At 58.8% G+C, this 16,851-nt stretch carries 16 protein-coding genes and 1 pseudogene; 13 read left to right on the top strand and 4 right to left on the bottom strand.

What is annotated here, in order from left to right; all coding sequences use genetic code 11:
- Positions 1–4: 4 nt before the first annotated feature.
- Positions 5–1,132, top strand: a complete 1,128-nt coding sequence (locus tag HMPREF1316_RS03805; RefSeq protein WP_232204421.1) for an ATP-binding protein — start codon at positions 5–7, stop codon at positions 1,130–1,132.
- Positions 1,133–1,204: 72 nt separating this feature from the next.
- Here the strand turns inward: HMPREF1316_RS03805 and tpx are convergent, their stop codons facing one another.
- Both tpx and feoB read right to left on the bottom strand, forming a co-directional pair.
- Positions 1,205–1,714, bottom strand: coding sequence for a thiol peroxidase (gene tpx / locus HMPREF1316_RS03810; RefSeq protein WP_021725557.1), 510 nt, complete (start codon positions 1,712–1,714; stop codon positions 1,205–1,207).
- 261 nt (positions 1,715–1,975) lie between these two features.
- Positions 1,976–4,354 (bottom strand): ferrous iron transport protein B, encoded by a 2,379-nt coding sequence (gene feoB / locus HMPREF1316_RS03815; protein WP_021725591.1) that lies wholly within the window; start codon positions 4,352–4,354, stop codon positions 1,976–1,978.
- 157 nt (positions 4,355–4,511) lie between these two features.
- On the opposite strand from feoB, the gene HMPREF1316_RS03820 reads away from it, so the two are divergent.
- The 3 genes from HMPREF1316_RS03820 (at position 4,512) to HMPREF1316_RS03830 (ending at position 6,895) form a co-directional block, all read left to right on the top strand.
- Positions 4,512–5,207, top strand: coding sequence for a hypothetical protein (locus HMPREF1316_RS03820; RefSeq protein WP_021725599.1), 696 nt, complete (start codon positions 4,512–4,514; stop codon positions 5,205–5,207).
- Between the two features lie 364 nt (positions 5,208–5,571).
- A complete protein-coding gene (locus HMPREF1316_RS03825; protein ID WP_021725611.1) occupies positions 5,572–6,234 on the top strand; it encodes an ABC transporter transmembrane domain-containing protein in 663 nt (220 codons plus the stop codon).
- The gene (locus HMPREF1316_RS03830) at positions 6,212–6,895 is read left to right on the top strand and encodes an ATP-binding cassette domain-containing protein (RefSeq protein WP_232204422.1); all 684 of its coding nucleotides are present in this window, start codon (positions 6,212–6,214) and stop codon (positions 6,893–6,895) included. Before HMPREF1316_RS03825 ends, HMPREF1316_RS03830 begins: the two co-directional genes overlap by 23 nt.
- Before the next feature lie 18 nt (positions 6,896–6,913).
- On the opposite strand, the gene HMPREF1316_RS03835 is transcribed toward HMPREF1316_RS03830, so the two are convergent.
- Entirely contained in the window at positions 6,914–7,267 is a 354-nt protein-coding gene (locus HMPREF1316_RS03835; RefSeq protein ID WP_021725595.1) for an acylphosphatase, read from the bottom strand.
- Between the two features lie 130 nt (positions 7,268–7,397).
- Here HMPREF1316_RS03835 and HMPREF1316_RS03840 point away from each other — a divergent pair, with 130 nt between their 5' ends.
- The 4 genes from HMPREF1316_RS03840 (at position 7,398) to HMPREF1316_RS03855 (ending at position 12,227) form a co-directional block, all read left to right on the top strand.
- On the top strand, positions 7,398–9,380 hold the full coding sequence (locus tag HMPREF1316_RS03840; protein ID WP_021725586.1) for a subtype A tannase: 1,983 nt from the start codon (positions 7,398–7,400) through the stop codon (positions 9,378–9,380).
- Between the two features lie 159 nt (positions 9,381–9,539).
- The gene (locus HMPREF1316_RS03845; protein ID WP_021725590.1) at positions 9,540–9,836 is read left to right on the top strand and encodes an ACT domain-containing protein; all 297 of its coding nucleotides are present in this window, start codon (positions 9,540–9,542) and stop codon (positions 9,834–9,836) included.
- An 87-nt stretch (positions 9,837–9,923) separates the two neighbouring features.
- On the top strand, positions 9,924–11,384 hold the full coding sequence (locus tag HMPREF1316_RS03850; protein ID WP_021725568.1) for a citrate synthase: 1,461 nt from the start codon (positions 9,924–9,926) through the stop codon (positions 11,382–11,384).
- Between the two features lie 3 nt (positions 11,385–11,387).
- Entirely contained in the window at positions 11,388–12,227 is an 840-nt protein-coding gene (locus tag HMPREF1316_RS03855; protein WP_021725546.1) for an HAD family hydrolase, read from the top strand.
- On the opposite strand, the gene HMPREF1316_RS03860 is transcribed toward HMPREF1316_RS03855, so the two are convergent.
- Entirely contained in the window at positions 12,208–13,002 is a 795-nt protein-coding gene (locus tag HMPREF1316_RS03860) for a DeoR/GlpR family DNA-binding transcription regulator (protein WP_021725561.1), read from the bottom strand. The two genes, HMPREF1316_RS03855 and HMPREF1316_RS03860, sit on opposite strands and share 20 nt — an antisense overlap.
- Positions 13,003–13,287: 285 nt before the next feature.
- On the opposite strand from HMPREF1316_RS03860, the gene HMPREF1316_RS03865 reads away from it, so the two are divergent.
- The 5 genes and pseudogenes from HMPREF1316_RS03865 to HMPREF1316_RS03885 form a co-directional block, all read left to right on the top strand.
- Positions 13,288–14,166 carry an NADP-dependent phosphogluconate dehydrogenase gene (locus tag HMPREF1316_RS03865; RefSeq protein WP_269594175.1) on the top strand — a complete coding sequence of 293 codons (879 nt, stop codon included), beginning with the start codon at positions 13,288–13,290 and terminating at the stop codon, positions 14,164–14,166.
- 322 nt (positions 14,167–14,488) lie between these two features.
- Positions 14,489–14,938: a PTS sugar transporter subunit IIA gene (locus HMPREF1316_RS03870; protein WP_040651254.1), complete on the top strand. Its 450-nt coding sequence runs from the start codon at positions 14,489–14,491 to the stop codon at positions 14,936–14,938.
- Positions 14,939–14,940: 2 nt separating this feature from the next.
- The gene (locus HMPREF1316_RS03875) at positions 14,941–15,255 is read left to right on the top strand and encodes a PTS fructose transporter subunit IIB (RefSeq protein WP_040651256.1); all 315 of its coding nucleotides are present in this window, start codon (positions 14,941–14,943) and stop codon (positions 15,253–15,255) included.
- Between the two features lie 51 nt (positions 15,256–15,306).
- A complete protein-coding gene (locus HMPREF1316_RS03880; RefSeq protein ID WP_021725612.1) occupies positions 15,307–16,392 on the top strand; it encodes a PTS fructose transporter subunit IIC in 1,086 nt (361 codons plus the stop codon).
- Positions 16,393–16,538: 146 nt separating this feature from the next.
- Positions 16,539–16,851, top strand: a pseudogene (locus HMPREF1316_RS03885) (hypothetical protein); the annotation flags it as partial.

Here is a 16,851-nt window from a genome sequence, read left to right on the forward strand (position 1 = left end):
ACTGATGCAGGTTGTGGTTGGCTCACGACAGACGGGCAAAAGCACCATGATCGCCCAGGCATTGCGAAAGGCGGACGTCCGCAATCACTTTGTGTCGGCCGATGACGCCATCATTCCCTCTGAGCAGTGGCTGCGGACGGAATGGCAACAGGCGCGCAACGAGGCCATGCGTGACTCCAGCCCCATGGTGCTGATCGTGGATGAGGTGCAGAAGATCCCCTCTTGGCCGCGGGTTGTCAAGTCGCTCTATGACGCCGACCAGCGGACGATGAGTCCCCTTAAGGTGATTCTAAGCGGATCCTCATCGCTCCTGCTCCATAAGGGGCTTGAGGACTCGCTCATGGGAAGGTACGAGCTTATCCGTTCGCCACACTGGAGCCTTGCGGAGTGCACCGAGGCATTCGGGTTTACGCTTGACGATTACCTCTATTACGGCGGATATCCAGGGGCGGCACGGTTCGCGGGCGATGACCTTCGATGGGGCTCCTATATGCGCGACGCCATCATCGAGCCAACCATCTCCCAAGACGTGCTCGCGCTCGAGGATGTGCGCAAGCCCGCGCTCATGCGTGCGCTGTTCAGGCTGGGCGCGACGTATTCGGCGCAGGAGCTCTCGTACACCAAGATGCTCGGCCAGCTGCAGGATGCGGGAAACACCGTCACGCTTGCCCATTATCTCGACCTTCTCTCAAAGGCTGGAATGATTTGCGGGCTGGACAAGTATTCCGACAAGGAGCTGGCTCGCCGCAAGAGCTCGCCCAGACTCATGGTCTATGACACCTCCCTCATCTCTGCCGTCTCTCCCAAGGGGAGGGACAGGCTGCTGGGAGAGCCTGACATACGTGGGCGAATCGTCGAGTCCTCGGTGGGTGCGCGCCTGCTCGCGCGCTCTGCGGACGAGGGCTTCGAGGTCATGTGGTGGCGTGAGGGTGTTCAGGAGGTTGACTTCGTCCTGCGAAAGGGTTCGGCACTCACGGCCGTGGAGGTGAAGTCTGGTGCGGAATCCGGGCAAAGCGGCATGGGGACCTTCCTCGCCAGGCATCCGGACGCACGACGTATCGTCGTTGGTGGCTCGGCGTCAGGAGCCTGCACCGTGAAGGACTTCCTCCTCGATGGCGTGCCGCTCTTCTAGGCCGGGGTGAAAGCGATAACGATACTGCGCTGGGGACCCCGGGGCATGCCACGGGGTCCCCAGCGCACGTGGTTATGCCAGCTCGCGCGCGGCGGCGAGGGCCCGGTCGTAGTCGGGGTGGTTGCCGTTGTCGGTCACGTACTCCACATAGCGCACCACGTCATCCCTGTCGATGACCACGATGCCGCGGTTCTCGAGCATGAACTCCTTCATGAGGAAGCCGTAGCCCTCGCCGAAGGAGTGGCCGTTGTAGTCGGACACGACGATGGCATTGTCGATGCCCTTCGCGGCACAGAAGCGATCCAGGGCAAACGGCAGGTCGCAGCTGATGGTGATGACGACGGTGTCGTTGAGCGTGGAGGCCTCCTTGTTGAAGCGGACGGTCTGCAGCTCGCAGACGCCCGTATCGATGGACGGCACGACGCTGATGAGCTTGACCTTGCCCTCGACCTCCTTGAGGGAGAAGGACGAGAGGTCGGGCTTGACGCAGGTGAAGTCGGGGGCCTTGTCTCCCACCTTGACCTCGGGTCCGAGAAGGGTGACGGCCTGTCCGGCAAACGTAGTGCCCGTGCGTTCTTCCATGAGAGCCCCTTTCTGTGGTCATAAATACGATACTTGTGTTGTAGCACTTTTAGGGGGTGGACATGCCCGCAAATGACGGAACGCAGGCGATGCGCACTCCCATCCCCAATCGTGCGCGGTCTCCAGACGATTCCTGTCCCACATGCCGACTTGAGTCCGCATGCGGGGCGGAGTCCGCGTGCGGGGCGGAATGAAGCAGCACCCGTGCACGATCGAGGGGAGCAGCAGGGCCGGCGAGGGGGTGGCGCCAACGACCCAGCCCTATCCCAGCCCCAGCGCCATTCCAACCAGGCGTACCAGCCAGGCCACGAGCCACGCCACCGCGCACTGGAAGGCGACGATGCCTGCCGCCCATCTGCCCCCCAACTCGCGTCGGATGGCGGCGATGGCCGCCACGCACGGCGTGTAGAGCAGGCAGAAGACCAAAAGGGCAAAGGCGGTGAGGGGCGTCAGCACGGCGAGCAGCTCGGTGACGGACCCAAACAGCACGGAGAGCGAGGAGACCACGACCTCCTTGGCCATAAAGCCTGCGACCAGCGCCGTGACGATGCGCCAGTCGCCAAAGCCGAGCGGCAAGAAGGCCGGGGCCATCCACCGGGAGAGATGCGCGAGGATCGATTGGCTGGGGTCGCTGACCATCTGCAGGGAGGGGTCGAAGGTCTGCAGGGCCCAGATGACCACGGCCGCCACGAGGACCACCGAGAACGCGCGCGAGAGGAAGTCCTTCGACCTCATCCACAGCAGCCTCACCACGCTCTTGGGGCTGGGCAGCCGGTAGTTGGGCAGTTCCATCACGAAGGGGACCGCCTCGCCGCGGGCCACCGTCTTGTGCGTGACGAGGCCCGTCAGCACGCCCAGCGCAATGCCCAGGAGGTACAGGCCGCACATCACGAGCCAGCCGTTCTGGGGGAAGAATGCCGCCGTGAAGTAGCTATAGATGGTGAGCTTGGTGGAGCAGCTCATGAACGGCGTGAGGAAGATGGTGAGCTTGCGGTCGCGCTCCGAAGGCAGGGTGCGCGCCGCCATGACGGCCGGCACGGTGCAGCCGAAGCCCACGAGCATGGGTACGATGGAGCGGCCCGAGAGGCCGATCCTGCGGAGCAGCTTGTCCATCACAAAGGCCACGCGCGCCATGTAGCCCGTGTCCTCCAGGAGTGACAGGAAGAGGAACATCGTCACGACGATGGGCAGGATGGGCAGCACCGTGCCGATGGCGTTGAAGATGCCGTCCACCACGAGCGAGCGCACGACGTCGCTGGCCCCCGCCGCCACAAGTCCTGCGGCCACGATGCCCGTGAGCCACGTGACCCCCGCGTCGACGAGGTCACCCAGGAACCTCCCCACCACGGCGAAGGTGAGCCAGAAGACGAGCGCCATGATGCCCGCGAAGGCGGGGAGGGCCGTCCACCTGCCCGTGAGGAAGCGGTCCGCCCGGCGGCTCCGCTCCCGCTCGCGGCTCTCCCGGGGCTTGACGACGCAGGAGTCCACGATGCGCTGTATGAACGAGAAGCGCATGTCGGCGATGGCAGCGGCACGGTCGAGCCCACGCTCGGCCTCCATCTGCGCGACGATGCGCTCCATGGCCTCGCGCTCGTTCGTGTCGAGCCCGAGCGCATCGATGACGCGCCGGTCGCCCTCCACGAGCTTGGAGGCGGCAAAGCGCATGGGGATGTGTGCCCGGGCGGCATGGTCCTCGATGAGGTGCATGATGGCGTGCAGGCAGCGGTGCACGGACCCACCGTGGTCCTCGGGGCTGCAGAAGTCCTGCCGCTCAGGGAGCTCCTGGTAGCGCGCCACGTGGATGGCATGGCTCACGAGCTCGTCCACGCCCTCGCCCCGGATGGCCGAGATGGGCACCACGGGGATGCCCAGGAGGTCCTCCATCTCGTTGACGTGCACGGAGCCACCGTTCTTTTGCACCTCGTCCATCATGTTGAGGGCAAGGACCATCGGCAGCCCCAGCTCCATGAGCTGCATGGTGAGGTAGAGGTTACGCTCGATGTTGGTGGCGTCCACGATGTCGATGATGCCCGTGGGTCGCTCGTCGAGGATGAAGCGTCGGCTGACGAGCTCCTCGGGGCTGTAGGGCGAGAGGGAGTAGATGCCCGGCAGGTCGACGACGTTGGTGTCGGGGTGCCCCCTGATGGCCCCCTCCTTGCGGTCCACCGTCACGCCGGGGAAGTTGCCCACATGTTGGTTGGCGCCCGTCAGCTGGTTGAACAGGGTGGTCTTGCCGCTGTTCTGGTTGCCGGCGAGGGCAAAGGTGAGCGTGGCTCCCTCCGGCAGGGCGTGGCTGTGGTCGGCCGTGCGGGGGTCGGTGTGGGAGGGCGTGGTCCTCTCGCCAAGGCCTGGATGCGCGACGCCTGTGGGGGAGATGGGCTGGGAGGCGCGTCCCTCGCCTGGGCGCACGGGCTCCACGTCGATCCGTGCCGCATCGTCCACGCGCAGGGTGAGCTGGTAGTCGTGGATGCGCAGCTCCATGGGGTCACCCATGGGCGCATACTTCTCCAGGGTGATGGTGGCGCCGGGTATGAGGCCCATGTCGAGGAAGTGCTGGCGCAGGGCACCTGTGCCGCCCACCCTCGTGATGCGAGCCGTGTCGCCTATCTCAAGCTGCCTGAGCGTCATGCCGTGCGCCATGTGTGATCCTCCCTGACAAGAGTTCATGATAGAGGATGCGACGTACCGCTGACGAAGACGGATCCCACGGCGCATTGCCCCGTGTGCTGCGGTCATTCGCCCGTTACCGTCTCGCGCGTCGAGAACGGGAGGCAGATGCCCACGAAGCCCGTGCTCGATGGCATGCTCTCTCGTCTGGGAACAGCTCTGTGACGTCTACTACACGACCGAGCGCGACAACGAGTTTGCAGAGGTCATCGAATGCGCCGGCGCAGCGTTGCGTCGGGGCGATCTGGGCGAGGCGCACAGACTGCTGGACACCGTGGACGAATCGTCCCGTGAGAGACCAACGTATCGACAGCCCTACCTCATGACGAGTGCCCGTGCGCTCGTTACTCCGCGCGGCGAGCGTTTGGACGAGGCGCTACGCCTGCTTGAACAGTCCGTCAGCCTGACGAGGCTGTCTCTCCGTCTGAACGACTTCAGACATACGCTCTTGTCGCTGACCGAGGCCGCGTGCATCGGTCTCATGACCCCGACGCTGTGCTACCTGGGGCGTTACCCAGATGCGTCACGCCTGGGTGAGGAGCTCGTCAGGTCGATGGACAACCAGAGCAACAAGACGCAGGAGTGGGTCGACGAGAGGATAGGCTGTGAGCTCAATCTTGCGTTGAGCCTTGAGTTCGAGGGACGCTATGAGGATTCGCTCCGCTACCTCGACCGCGCCAACGATGAGGCCATCGATAGTGGCATCCTGACATACATGCCAAACATCCTCCATGCGAGGGCACGTGTCGCATATCGGAGAGGACAGATGGACGAACCCCCCCATGTCCTCAGGGTTGTTGCTCCCTCTATGGATCTGACGGGATAGCGTGACCATGCCGAGGCGGTGCGGCAGTGGGTCCGGGAGAACATGGGCGTAGAACTTTGATGCTGGCACGTGCGTTGATGCCGACACGTGCGAGCCATGCCACGTGTCGTTTCGTGAAAGTTCAGACATACATCCATCGATATGGCGTCATGGTCGCCTCCCTGCAATGATGCATACATCAACGCAGGGAGGCGATTTTCATGGCGAAGCAGCCGGGGCATCTGATGAGGCGGGGCAACGGGGATGTGGTTATTACCGTCGTCCTCTAGCTTTCAGCAGTATGGCCGCCGACCGGGGTCCTCCCTCTGTCGGCGGTCCGCTTGTCACATGCCTGCACCCCTCAAGACACAAGGATCACATTGCCATGCGTGGAACACATCTCATCAGGCGATACATCAGCCTCGACAGACTCATATGCTTCTGTGTGCTCGATATCTTAGAGTCCGCCTTCAAAATAATCATAGGATGCGTGCTGCTCGTTCTGATTAACCCCCTTGTCGCTCTCGTCTCCCTCGTTGGCATGGCCCTGCCGACGCTCGTCCCACATCTGTTCGGCAGCCGTTTGTCCGACCAACAGCGTCGGATCGTCAGCGATGCCGCAACCTACAACGGACGCGTGCGCGATGCCGCGCAGGGCGCTGAGGTCATACGGTCGTTTCACGTCGAGAAGGGCATGCTTGACAAGATGAGCAGGGCTATTGGGCAGTATCAGGGACGAAAGGCCGTCCTGGGGATGATGACGGCGTGCATCGGAAGCGTCTCGAGTGCCGTGGGCGTCATCATGCAGTTTGCGATCATGGGCATGACGGGCATGGGTGCGGTGTGGGGATATATGTCTATTGGCAGCATCATAGCCGTCACCCAGCTCTCGGGCAGCGTCATATCACCAGCGACGGAGCTCTCAGGCAAAGTTGCCAAGCTCAAGTCGACCTATCCTCTCCCTGACGCGCCGAATGAGTCGAAGGGGGGCATCGGAAGTTGGGCGGATGGGCGCGATATGCGAGGTGAGGCACTCCATCGAGCTTGACGATGTGAGCTTCTCGTATGGCAGTGCAAACGATGCCCTGGACGGGTCTGCTGGCATGCCCAAGCTGCTGCACGACTGTTCGCAGCGCTTCGATGCCAGCAGGAAGTTCGCCATCACCGGTGCGAGTGGCTGTGGGAAGTCCACCATGTTGGAACTCCTCGGAGGACGCCTGCACCCTAGCTCGGATAGGGTCCTTGTGGATGGTGACCCATACCTCGTCCCTGATGTCGCCTGGGTTCATCAGCATGTCTTTCCGTTCGATGACACGCTGCGTGAGAACATAACCCTTCGAGAGCCATTTGCCGACGAGCAGGTGAGGGACGCCGTGCACCTTGCTGGCTTGGATGGCGTCGTGGCGTCGCTACCCGATGGGCTTGACACGCCAGTTCATGAGGGGGGCGCACGCTTCTCAGGTGGAGAGTGCCAACGCGTGGTCATCGCCCGGGCTCTCCTCTACGGCAAGACGACGCTCCTTGTGGATGAGGCGACGTCGGCTTTGGATGGCGAGACCGCTGCGCACGTTGAGGACACCCTGCTGTCACTCGATGGGGTGACGCTCATAGCCGTGACGCATCACCTGGACTCGAAGCATGCCGCACGCTACGACGAGGTGCTCGAGATGAGCAATGGTGGCCTCATTCCCGAGGACAGGGTAGCCTGATCGCCGCGCCTCATTGCCCTACCGGTACCGGACCGCAAACCCGCTCTCGCCTTCCACGGGCTCGATGTCCTCCTTCTCGTCTATGCGATAGTCGATGGGGAAGCGTGCATACGACCCAGACAGCCCACCAAACCAGGCGCTGATCTGATCGTCCGTCCCCTGGAGCTCCATGGAGACGCTGCCATCGTCCTCGTTGCGCACCCAGCCGGTGCAGCCCACGCGATCCGCGACAAGCTGCGACGTCCAGCGGAATCCCACGCCCTGCACCTCGCCGCGGAAGCGCATCCTGAGACGCCTCGTTCCCGGCTCCAGCGGGCGTGACTCCCTCTTGGCCTTTGTGGTTGTGGACTTCTTGCGGCCCAGGCCAAACATGGCGGCCCCCATTCGCCTCTATTGTTCGCACGCAACACTCCTAAGCGTACAATATCACCTAGCCTAAGTCCTTGAGGGCGTGGGACGTGAGCGTTCTTGCCCATCGGTTCGCGTCGTGTCGGGAGGATGGATGAGCACAACCAGGAGAAGCTTTCTTGCCGCCACAGGCGTTGCCCTTGGGGCACTCGGCCTTGCCGCCTGCACGCCTCAGCAGCAGGACGACCAGCAGCCCGCCGATACCTCGACGGACAGCAGCGAACAGCAGGTTGACCCCAGCGAGTTCAAGGACCTCGAGCTCAACGACTCCTCATGGCAGTACGATACGGACAACGACTGCTACTACCAGCTGGGCCTCAAGTACTGCCTCAAACCTGCGAGCGAGAAGTACGAGTCGCTTGCCATCTTCGTGCCGGGCGCCTACTTCGATGCCGAGAAGTCCGGTGACGCCTACAAGTGCACGCCCAAGAAGGATGGCGTGGTCGGCTCGCTCAACCCCGCCTCCGCACCGGCCGTGATGCCCATCAACTCCGTGCGCCTCTCCGCCCAGGCGTGTCCCGAGGCCTACGGCTACGCGGGGCTGGAGCGCTACCTTTCCGCGGGCATGGTCTACGTGTACGCCGGCTTCCGCGGCCGTTCTGCCGGCATCGAGAGCGGCTCCAAGGAGATGTACCCGGGCGGCGCCCCCTGGCCGGTCGTTGATCTCAAGGCCGCCGTGCGCTACCTACGCTATAACGCTGGCAAACTGCCCTTCAACCCCGATCGCATCATCTCGTTTGGCTATGGCATGGGCGGTGGCGCCAGCGCGGCGTTGGGCGCCCTGGGCGACAGTGACCTCTATGCCAAGTATCTTACGGCCATCGGCGCGGCCACGCACGATGCCGAGGGCGATACCCTCTCCGACAGAGTCTATGGATCCGCCACCTGGTGCCCCCTCACCTCGTTTGACACGCAGGATGCTGCCTACGAATGGATGATGGGCCAATTTGCCTCCACGGACACGCGCGCGGACGGAACCTGGACCAAGCTGCTCTCAACACATCTTGCCGCTGCCTATGGCGACTACGTCAACACCATGGACCTGCGGGGCGATGGGGGAGAGGCGCTGACGCTCAACGCCGTGAACGATGGCACCTACCTTGATGGCAGCTACTACGAGTACGTGCTCAGCGTCATCACCAACGCGGCAAGCGACTTCTTCAACAGCACGAGCTTTCCGTACACCTACACGCCCAGCCAGCTGGGTGACCCCTGCTTTCCGGGCGATCCCAATCTCGTGGCCGACAGCGCCGAGGCGGCAGATGCCGCCACCACCGAGGAGGGCACGACGTCCTCGAACCAGGGCTCCCAGCAGGGTGAGGGCTCCTCCTCGTCGCAACCGCAGGAGCAGAATGGTGTCTCATCCGTGAACTCGACGGTCTACGATTCCATCGACAGCTACCTCAACTCCCTCAACAGCGGTAACCGCTGGATCACCTACAGTTCGGGCAGGGGTGCGGCGCGCATCTCCAGCCTGTGGGACTTCGTCACGCACTGCCGTCCGGCGTCGCGCTCGGTGTGTGCGTTCGACATGATCGACCTCAGCTCCAGCATCAATCAGCTCTTCGGCATTGGCGAGGAGTCCACCCTCCACTTTGACCAGACGGTGTCCGATCTCCTCAAGGACCATCAGGACGAGTACGCAAAGATCGTGGGCTTTGACAAGGCTCTGCCCGATGCTTGGGAGGCTGACCTCCAGAAGATCGACGCCGAAGAGGCAAGCATGGCGGATCGTGTGAGCGCCATGAACCCGCTCTACACCCTGAGCGGCCATTACGACGGCTATGGCAAGGCTGCCGTCGCACCCTATTGGCGCATCAACTCGGGCCTCGCCCAGACCAATGCCGCCATCTGCGGTGAGCTCAACCTTGCCCTCGCCCTCAAGCAGTATGATGGCGTCCAGAGCGTGGCCTATCAGCCGGTGTGGGGTTGCGGCTTCGAGCTTGCGGAGCGCAGCGGCGACGCCCAGGACAACCTTGTCGCGTGGATTCTCTCATGCTGCCCGCAGGTGGAGAATGCCGGCGCTGATGAGTCGGCTGACCCATCCGATGAGGATAGTGACGGTTCTGCCTCGTAGCCTGCATGTCAGGGCTGCCGGTCGTTCCACGTGGGATGCGGGTGTCCTGTTTCCGCACGAAGAACCTCTGGGCGCACGGGGCAGCCCAGGCCCTTGCTCGAATACAATGGACATCCCACTGAGCGACCTCGTCCCGTGTGCGTACCCGAAGGAGCACTCATGGCAGATAGCACCGATACCTCGAAGTCTCGTATCATCATCACCGTCTTGGGCAGCGACCGCTCTGGCATCGTGGCCGCGGTGGCCGGCGTGCTTGCACGGCATGACGTGAACATCCTCGATATCTCGCAGACCATCCTGCAGGGCATCTTCACCATGACCATGCTCGCCGATCTGGGCGATCATACCGAAGACTTCCTGGCCATCCAGCAGGAGCTCGATCAGCTCGTGGGTGAGCTGGGCGTGCAGATCTCCATGCAGCGCGAAGAGGTGTTCAACTTCATGTACCGCCTGTAGGCCCATGGCGCAGGCGCGGCGGGTAGGCATGCGTGTGAGGAGGGGCGATGTCCACAGAGGATCAAGAGCGGCACGGGAGGTAGTCTCATGAGCATTGGCAGAGCCATGGAAGGCCGTAGGCAGCGCAAGCTGTTTCTCACGCGCAAGGACACGTCTGCGCTCACGCACATTGCCGACGCCTATCCCATGCCGTCGGAGGGGTTAGGTCGCCCGCCCGAGTCCGATCAGCTCTACGAGGGCATGCAGAACATGGATCGCGTGCCCGACCAGCTCTATGAGGAGCGCAACGTCAAGCGCGGCCTGCGCAATGCGGATGGTTCGGGCGTGCTGGTGGGCCTCACCACCATCTCGGACGTCCATGGCTACACCAGGGTGGACGGCAGGGTCGTCCCGGATGAGGGACAGCTGAGATACCGCGGCTATACGATTGACGACCTGGTACGAGGCACGCACGATGCGGGTCGCTTTGGCTATGAGGAGGTTGCTTACCTGCTGCTTTCCGGCTCGCTCCCCACACGGCCGCAGATGGATGACTTCCGCGCGCGCATCGGTGCCCGTCGCCAGCTGCCCGAGGGCTATCTGGACATCTTCCCGCGCACCACCTACAGCCATTCCATCATGAACGTCCTGCAGCGCGCGACGCTTTTGCTCTACGCCTTCGATCGCGACCCGGACGACACGGCTCCCACACACGAGATCGACGTGGCACTCTCCCTCCTGGGTCGCTGGCCGCGTGCCGCATCCATTGCGCATCAGGCCTATGTCGCCGAGCAGGAGGGCACGCGCCTGCGCATCCCGCCCGCACGCGAGGGCTACACCATGGCCGAGACGATCCTGGATGTCATCCATGCCGACGAGGGCTTCTCGCGCGAGGAGGCCATGCTGCTCGACGTCATGCTCATGCTGCATGCGGAGCATGGTGGTGGCAACAACTCCACGTTCTCATGCCGCGTGCTCTCGTCCTCGGGAACCGATGCCTACAGCACCTATGCGGCGGCCCTGGGATCGCTCAAGGGGCCTCGGCACGGTGGTGCCAACGCCAAGGCCGGTGCCATGATAAATGACATCGCCGGCAACGTGCGCGACTGGACGAGTGACGACGAGGTGGCGGGGTATCTCGCGCGCATCCTCAGGGGCGAGGCCTTCGACCACTCGGGCCTCATCTATGGCTTGGGCCATGCCGTCTATACCGTGACCGACCCACGCGCCGAGGTCGTGAAGACCTATGCCCATGAGCTTGCCGAGAAGAAGGGTCAGCTGGACAAGCTCGAGCTCATCGAACGCGTAGAGCGCCTGGGGCCGAAGGTCATGCGCGATGTGCGTCACATCACCAAGCCCATCTCCACCAACATCGACATGTACACGGGCTTCGTATACTCCATGCTGGGGATTCCGGAGGATCTCTACACGCCGCTCTTTGCACTCGCGCGCTCCGCGGGCTGGGCGGCTCACCGCATGGAGGAACTCTATGGACCGGCACGCATCATCCGTCCCGCGTACAGCACCTATATGGACGAGCGCTTCTATGTTCCCATCGAGGAGCGCTAGGGGATGACAGAAGGAATGCTGCACGCGCTCGTGTTTTCCGATATGGATGGCACCTTCTTGGCAGACGACAAGTCTGTGCCTCAAATCAACTGGATGGCCCTCGATGTGCTGTCCGAACATGGCATTGGTTTTGTTCCCTGTACAGGTAGGGCTTGGCTTACGCTCCCCAAACGTCTTGTGCAACACCCGTCTGTGCAGCTTATTGTTGAGACAAACGGGGCATCAATCATCGATGTACGCACTGGTGATAAGGTGTTCTCGCTTCCCATGCATAAGGCAAGCGTACTTTCGCTCTTTGAGCGAGTGGAAGATGCCGCCTGCACCTTTGACATTTTTTCCGAGGGGAAGGTCCTAACCAACCGCAGGCGCTTTGAACGCATACGTGGGTTTGGCATTGATGAGGGCAATTTAAAGTGGTTGAGCCAAAGCCGCCATACGTTGGATATGTCTACCCGCGCCATTATTCATCGCTGTTCCCCAATTGATAAGGTTGCCATGTTCTTCCCCATGAGCTTTGACCGATCGATGGTAACGCGTGCCGTAGATCGTGACCGTACGCTGATCTGGACTGTCGGGCACCCACAGAATCTTGAAATCACGAACGCGCATGCCACAAAAGGCAATGCCTTGAAATGGGTATGCAATCGGTTGGGAGTCGCTGTCTCTCATACGATGTCCTTTGGCGATTCCGCAAATGACAGGGACATGCTCATTGAGTCTGCCGTTGGCATCGCCATGCCAAATGGGACCTTACCACTCAAAGATGTATCAGACCAAGTTGCATCCCTCGATAACAACCATGGTGGGGTAGGGGACTATATTCTTAGAAGTCTACAAGGCTAGTTAGGTCATCCTTTGCATCTGCATCTGCAAGGACAACTTTTTTTATCCCTCCAAACTTCAATGCGGTGATCTGTGCGTTACTTGCATTGGTGTCAGTGACTATTATGTCGATGAGATCGAGGGAGCCATATTGAAAACTTGCGGTGTCTCCTAGTTTTTGGCTCGTTACGGTGACAATGGACTTTGCCGCATTTTCGAGCATCATACGATTAACCTGCATCTCACTGAATTCATTGGTCGTGAGGCCTCCTTCCGGAGAGACGCCATCGCACCCCAAGATGCACTTCTTTGCCTTTACTAAGGACAGGAAGGATAGAGTGGAGTTGCCTGAGAGAGAATGCTTAAGTGGATGGACAGCTCCTCCGGTTAGGAAGACATTGATATTTTGGCCATAGGGCCGATTGAGCACTGAGCCATTATTGGTTATTACCATGACATTGGCTGCGCTGATGTATGCAAGGGTCTTAATGGCCGTACTGCTGGAGTTAATGAAGACAATATCGTTATCCTCAATGAACTTCGCCGCAATCTGTGCTATCTGCCGTTGTGTATCTTGCTTTTGGAGGTACCTGTTGGTGTCGTCATGTTGAGTGACACGTACGGATCCGTAACGGCGTATGACTTTCCCACGTTCCTCAAGGTGCTTGATATCACGTCGAATTGTGATTTCGGAAACGCCGAATTCTTCAGCGAGCTCAGCGATGGACAGCGTACTTTTTCTCCTTAGAAGGTCAAGGATCGCAAATTGTCTGCGAGCAACAAATGAGCTACTCATTGTGACACCCCCACCAGTACAGAAAGACTGATTGAAAGAAACTAACGATAATTATGCATAATGTGACCGTTATGATATAGATACTTTTCATTTGAGAGCCATCTGTAGCAGAAAATCTACCATTGGCAGTATGAGGATACTCAAAGTGTGAATCTGTTAGTAAATTCGGTCTAGGGCAAGTACCGAGCGTTTTTATAAGTAACCAAGTGTGTTCTTGGCCTGCACTGTGGACGTGCGGTTTATCGACTCTTGAGAGAATGGAGGATTTTCTTTATGAAGATTTATATGATTGGCATGGGTAAGATGGGCTATAACCTGGCCCTAAACATGCGCGAACATGGATATGATGTAATCGCTTTTGATGTGAGCGATGAAATTATGGCAAAAGCTGCTCACGATGGCTTTAGAACCATCACCAGTCTTCACGCGATTGGCGAAGACAAAGATGTCAAGATCATCTGGGTGATGCTCCCTGCTGGAAGAATTACCAATGAAACCTTAATGGATCTTGCCAATTATGCAACATCGGGAGACATGATCGTCGACGGTGGAAACTCTGACTATCATGATTCTGTAAGGAATGGTGAACTTCTCGGAGCAAAAGGTGTCTTCTTCTTTGACGTGGGTACGTCGGGTGGTGTTTACGGTGCTCGTCATGGGGCGAGCTTTATGGCAGGCGGAGATGCCGAAAAATTCGAGGAACTCAAGCCATTGCTTGAGGCCATAGCGGCAGAAGATGGCCTATTGTATACAGGAAGAACGGGCAGCGGTCACTACCTGAAAATAATCCACAATGCCATCCTGCATTCTGAGCTTGAAATTCTAGGTGAGGGATTCGAGCTTCTCCAGGCATGTCCTTTTGAATATGACCTCAAGGACGTGGCCTATGGCTGGAGTAAGTCTGCCGTCATCCGTGGTTGGCTCATGGATCTCATGTTTGACGCGTTTAATAAGAACGAGACGTTGGATAACGTTGAAACTACCATCCACAGTAGTAGCGCATGTGCTACGGCTATCAAGTCGGCTCTCGATGTAAATGTACCTGTGCCCATGATGGAAGTGGCACAAGTCATGCGCCAAGGTACTCAACAACGAGATTCTTTTAATGCTCGCGTCATTAACTCTCTCCGGAAGGAGATAGGTGGCTACCGTCCGTCAAAGTAAACCGCATCATATATTCTACTTTTACAATTCGTGGCATGAGGGGAAAAGGACGTATTTCCAGTGGAATCCCCTATGTAGTTGGCTAAGAATCATCCTTATCTCTTTTTGCATCGTATCCCTCATAAACAACATATGGTGCCTGGGACTGCTATTCATTGTCAGCTATTTCTTCTTTTATGGGGTGTACCTGTTTAGGAATCGTATTCTGCTCACTGCGATAAGTACGGATAGCTCGGCCTATACGGAGTCGGGTCATAGATATTCGTTTTCTCACCCGTACACAATCTGTATCCCGACAAAGAGGATTAGGAGGTGAGTGCACATGGATTTGATAGGAAGCAATATCAACTTGCATTCCAAGGCTAGGACAAAGGAGGAAGCCATCCTAGAGCTCTGCGATATGCTTGAGAAGAGCGGTTATATCAGAGACAAGAAGTTGTTTCACGACGATGTATACAAGCGTGAAGCCCTAGGTCTCACTGGAATGGAAAACGGCATCGCCATTCCCCATGGTGAGTCAAGCGCCGCTCTTAAAGCAGGGATTGCAGTTCTCAAGACCAGTAATCCCCTGGATTGGGAGAGCCTTGATGGCAAGCCCATAACGCTGGTTTTTTTGCTCGTTGTACCAACGGAGAATCGTAATACCGCATACATCAAGATGCTAGGACACTTGGCAGCAGCTCTTGCCTATTCAGATATTCAGAAACGTCTGAGCGAAGAGAGCGATAGTGACAAGTTCAAAGAGATATTGGAAATGGCTGGAGGCATGTAGCTATGAAGTTTGTTGGAATTACCTCTTGTACAGTTGGTATCGCCCATACCTATATGGCTCGGGAGAAGCTACTTGAGGCTGGTAAGGAATTGGGTATGGAAGGCTATGTCGAGACGCAGGGAAGCGCAGGCGTTGAGTTTGGCCTTACTGAAGATAATGTAAATGGTGCAGATGTCGCTATCATTGCTGCAGATGTAGCAGTGGTGGGAGAGGATCGCTTTAAGGGCAAGATGCCTCTTGTCCATGTCCCCACCAATACTGCTATTCAAAATCCCAAGAGTCTTCTACTGACTATCCAGAAGAAGCTTGCCAAGTAAGCCCGCCGGGAGGTGGATGTCATAAGGGCAGAGTGCAAGAAAGGAAGATAGATGGATGAAAAATCCTTGGGCAAAGAGCTGAAAGAAATCTTTACCCCCCAGAACCTCCAAAAGCATTTTCTGACCGGTCTTGCCTACATGATTCCAGTCATCATTATGTCAGGATTTTGTACGGCAATCGGTCGCATCATTGGCGGAACAGACGTGGAGGGTTCTGTAGGATACTGGCTGCTGACAGCCGGAAATGCAGGACTGAATGCCATGATAGCCGTTTTGGCTGCTGGCATCGGCTATTCAATTGCAGGGAAAGCAGCCATTGCGCCTGCTTTTCTTGGTGGCCTTTTATCCGTCACCGTTAAGTCTAGTTTTCTTGGCGGTATTTTTGCAGGCCTCATTGCAGGTGTTGTCTCTATTCTGCTTCTCCGTATCCCGCTGCCAAAGTCCGTGAGAACAATCGTCCCGCTTGTGGTCATTCCTATGGTAGGGGGCCTGATCGAGGTCGCCTTCATTGCCGAAATCGTTGGACCTCCGCTTGCGGCACTTACCGCCGCAGCAACAGATTTCTTCATGGGCATGAACACGGGCTCAAAGTTCCTGCTTGGCTTCTGTCTCGGCGGTATGACGGGCTTTGATATGGGCGGCCCAGTTAATAAGATCTCCTTTGCCATCGTCACCGCCTTTGCAGCTGCTGGTGCTTGGGGTCCTGCTGCGGGCAAGAATGTTGCCGCAATGGCACCTCCGCTGGGCGTTGCTCTTTCCGTGCTCCTATTTGCCCCGAAAAAGTGGGAGGAAGCAGATAAGGAAAGTGCTGTTGCTGCCATCATCATGTCCATGTGTCAAGTGACCGAGGGCGCACTGCCGTTCGCATTCAAAGATCCCTTGAGGGTTGTTCCCTGTGTTGTTATTGGCTCGGGAATTGCTGATGGTCTGATTCTGTCATGGGGTGTTACGGTGCCCCTGTTGTCAGGAGGAATCTTTACGATCCCTGTGGCAAGTAGTCCGCTCCTATACGCTCTTGCCCTGCTTATCGGCGCATGCATTACGGGCACACTGCTTTCGATTATCAAGCCCAAGTTGCAAGAGCCAGAGGACAAGGTTGAAGAGATTACTGATCTTGACATTGACATCGAACTGTAATGGATTGATGCGTGAATAAGTGACAAGAGAGGTTGCGAGTGTTGGATGCGGCCTCATCGGAGGGACATGTTCGAGGAGCGAGGTTGATTGGCTTATGCGGCGTATCAATCTCGCTCCTCTTGGATGGTCTGAAGGGAGATTAGCTCATGAGGTACGAGAAGAAGGTACTGGCGACCGACATGCCCAAGTGCTACGCCATCGGCATGCTCCATGGCGACGACTTCGACGGCTTCGTCGTCGCGACCGAGAAGGAGGGCCCCATCAGGCGCTTCAGGCTCGACGGGACCGCCGAGGGGGACGTCTGCGACGGCCCCGGCGGCGTCATGACGGTCATGCAGGCCCCCGGCCGCAGCGACCAGCTCATGGCCACCTACAAGTTCTTCTCTCCCAACTTCGGGGCCGATGACGCGAAGATCGTCACCTACACGCGCCAGGCGGACGGCCCCTGGAGGCGCTCCG

This window comes from Olsenella profusa F0195 (assembly GCF_000468755.1).
Taxonomy (GTDB): domain Bacteria; phylum Actinomycetota; class Coriobacteriia; order Coriobacteriales; family Atopobiaceae; genus Olsenella_F; species Olsenella_F profusa.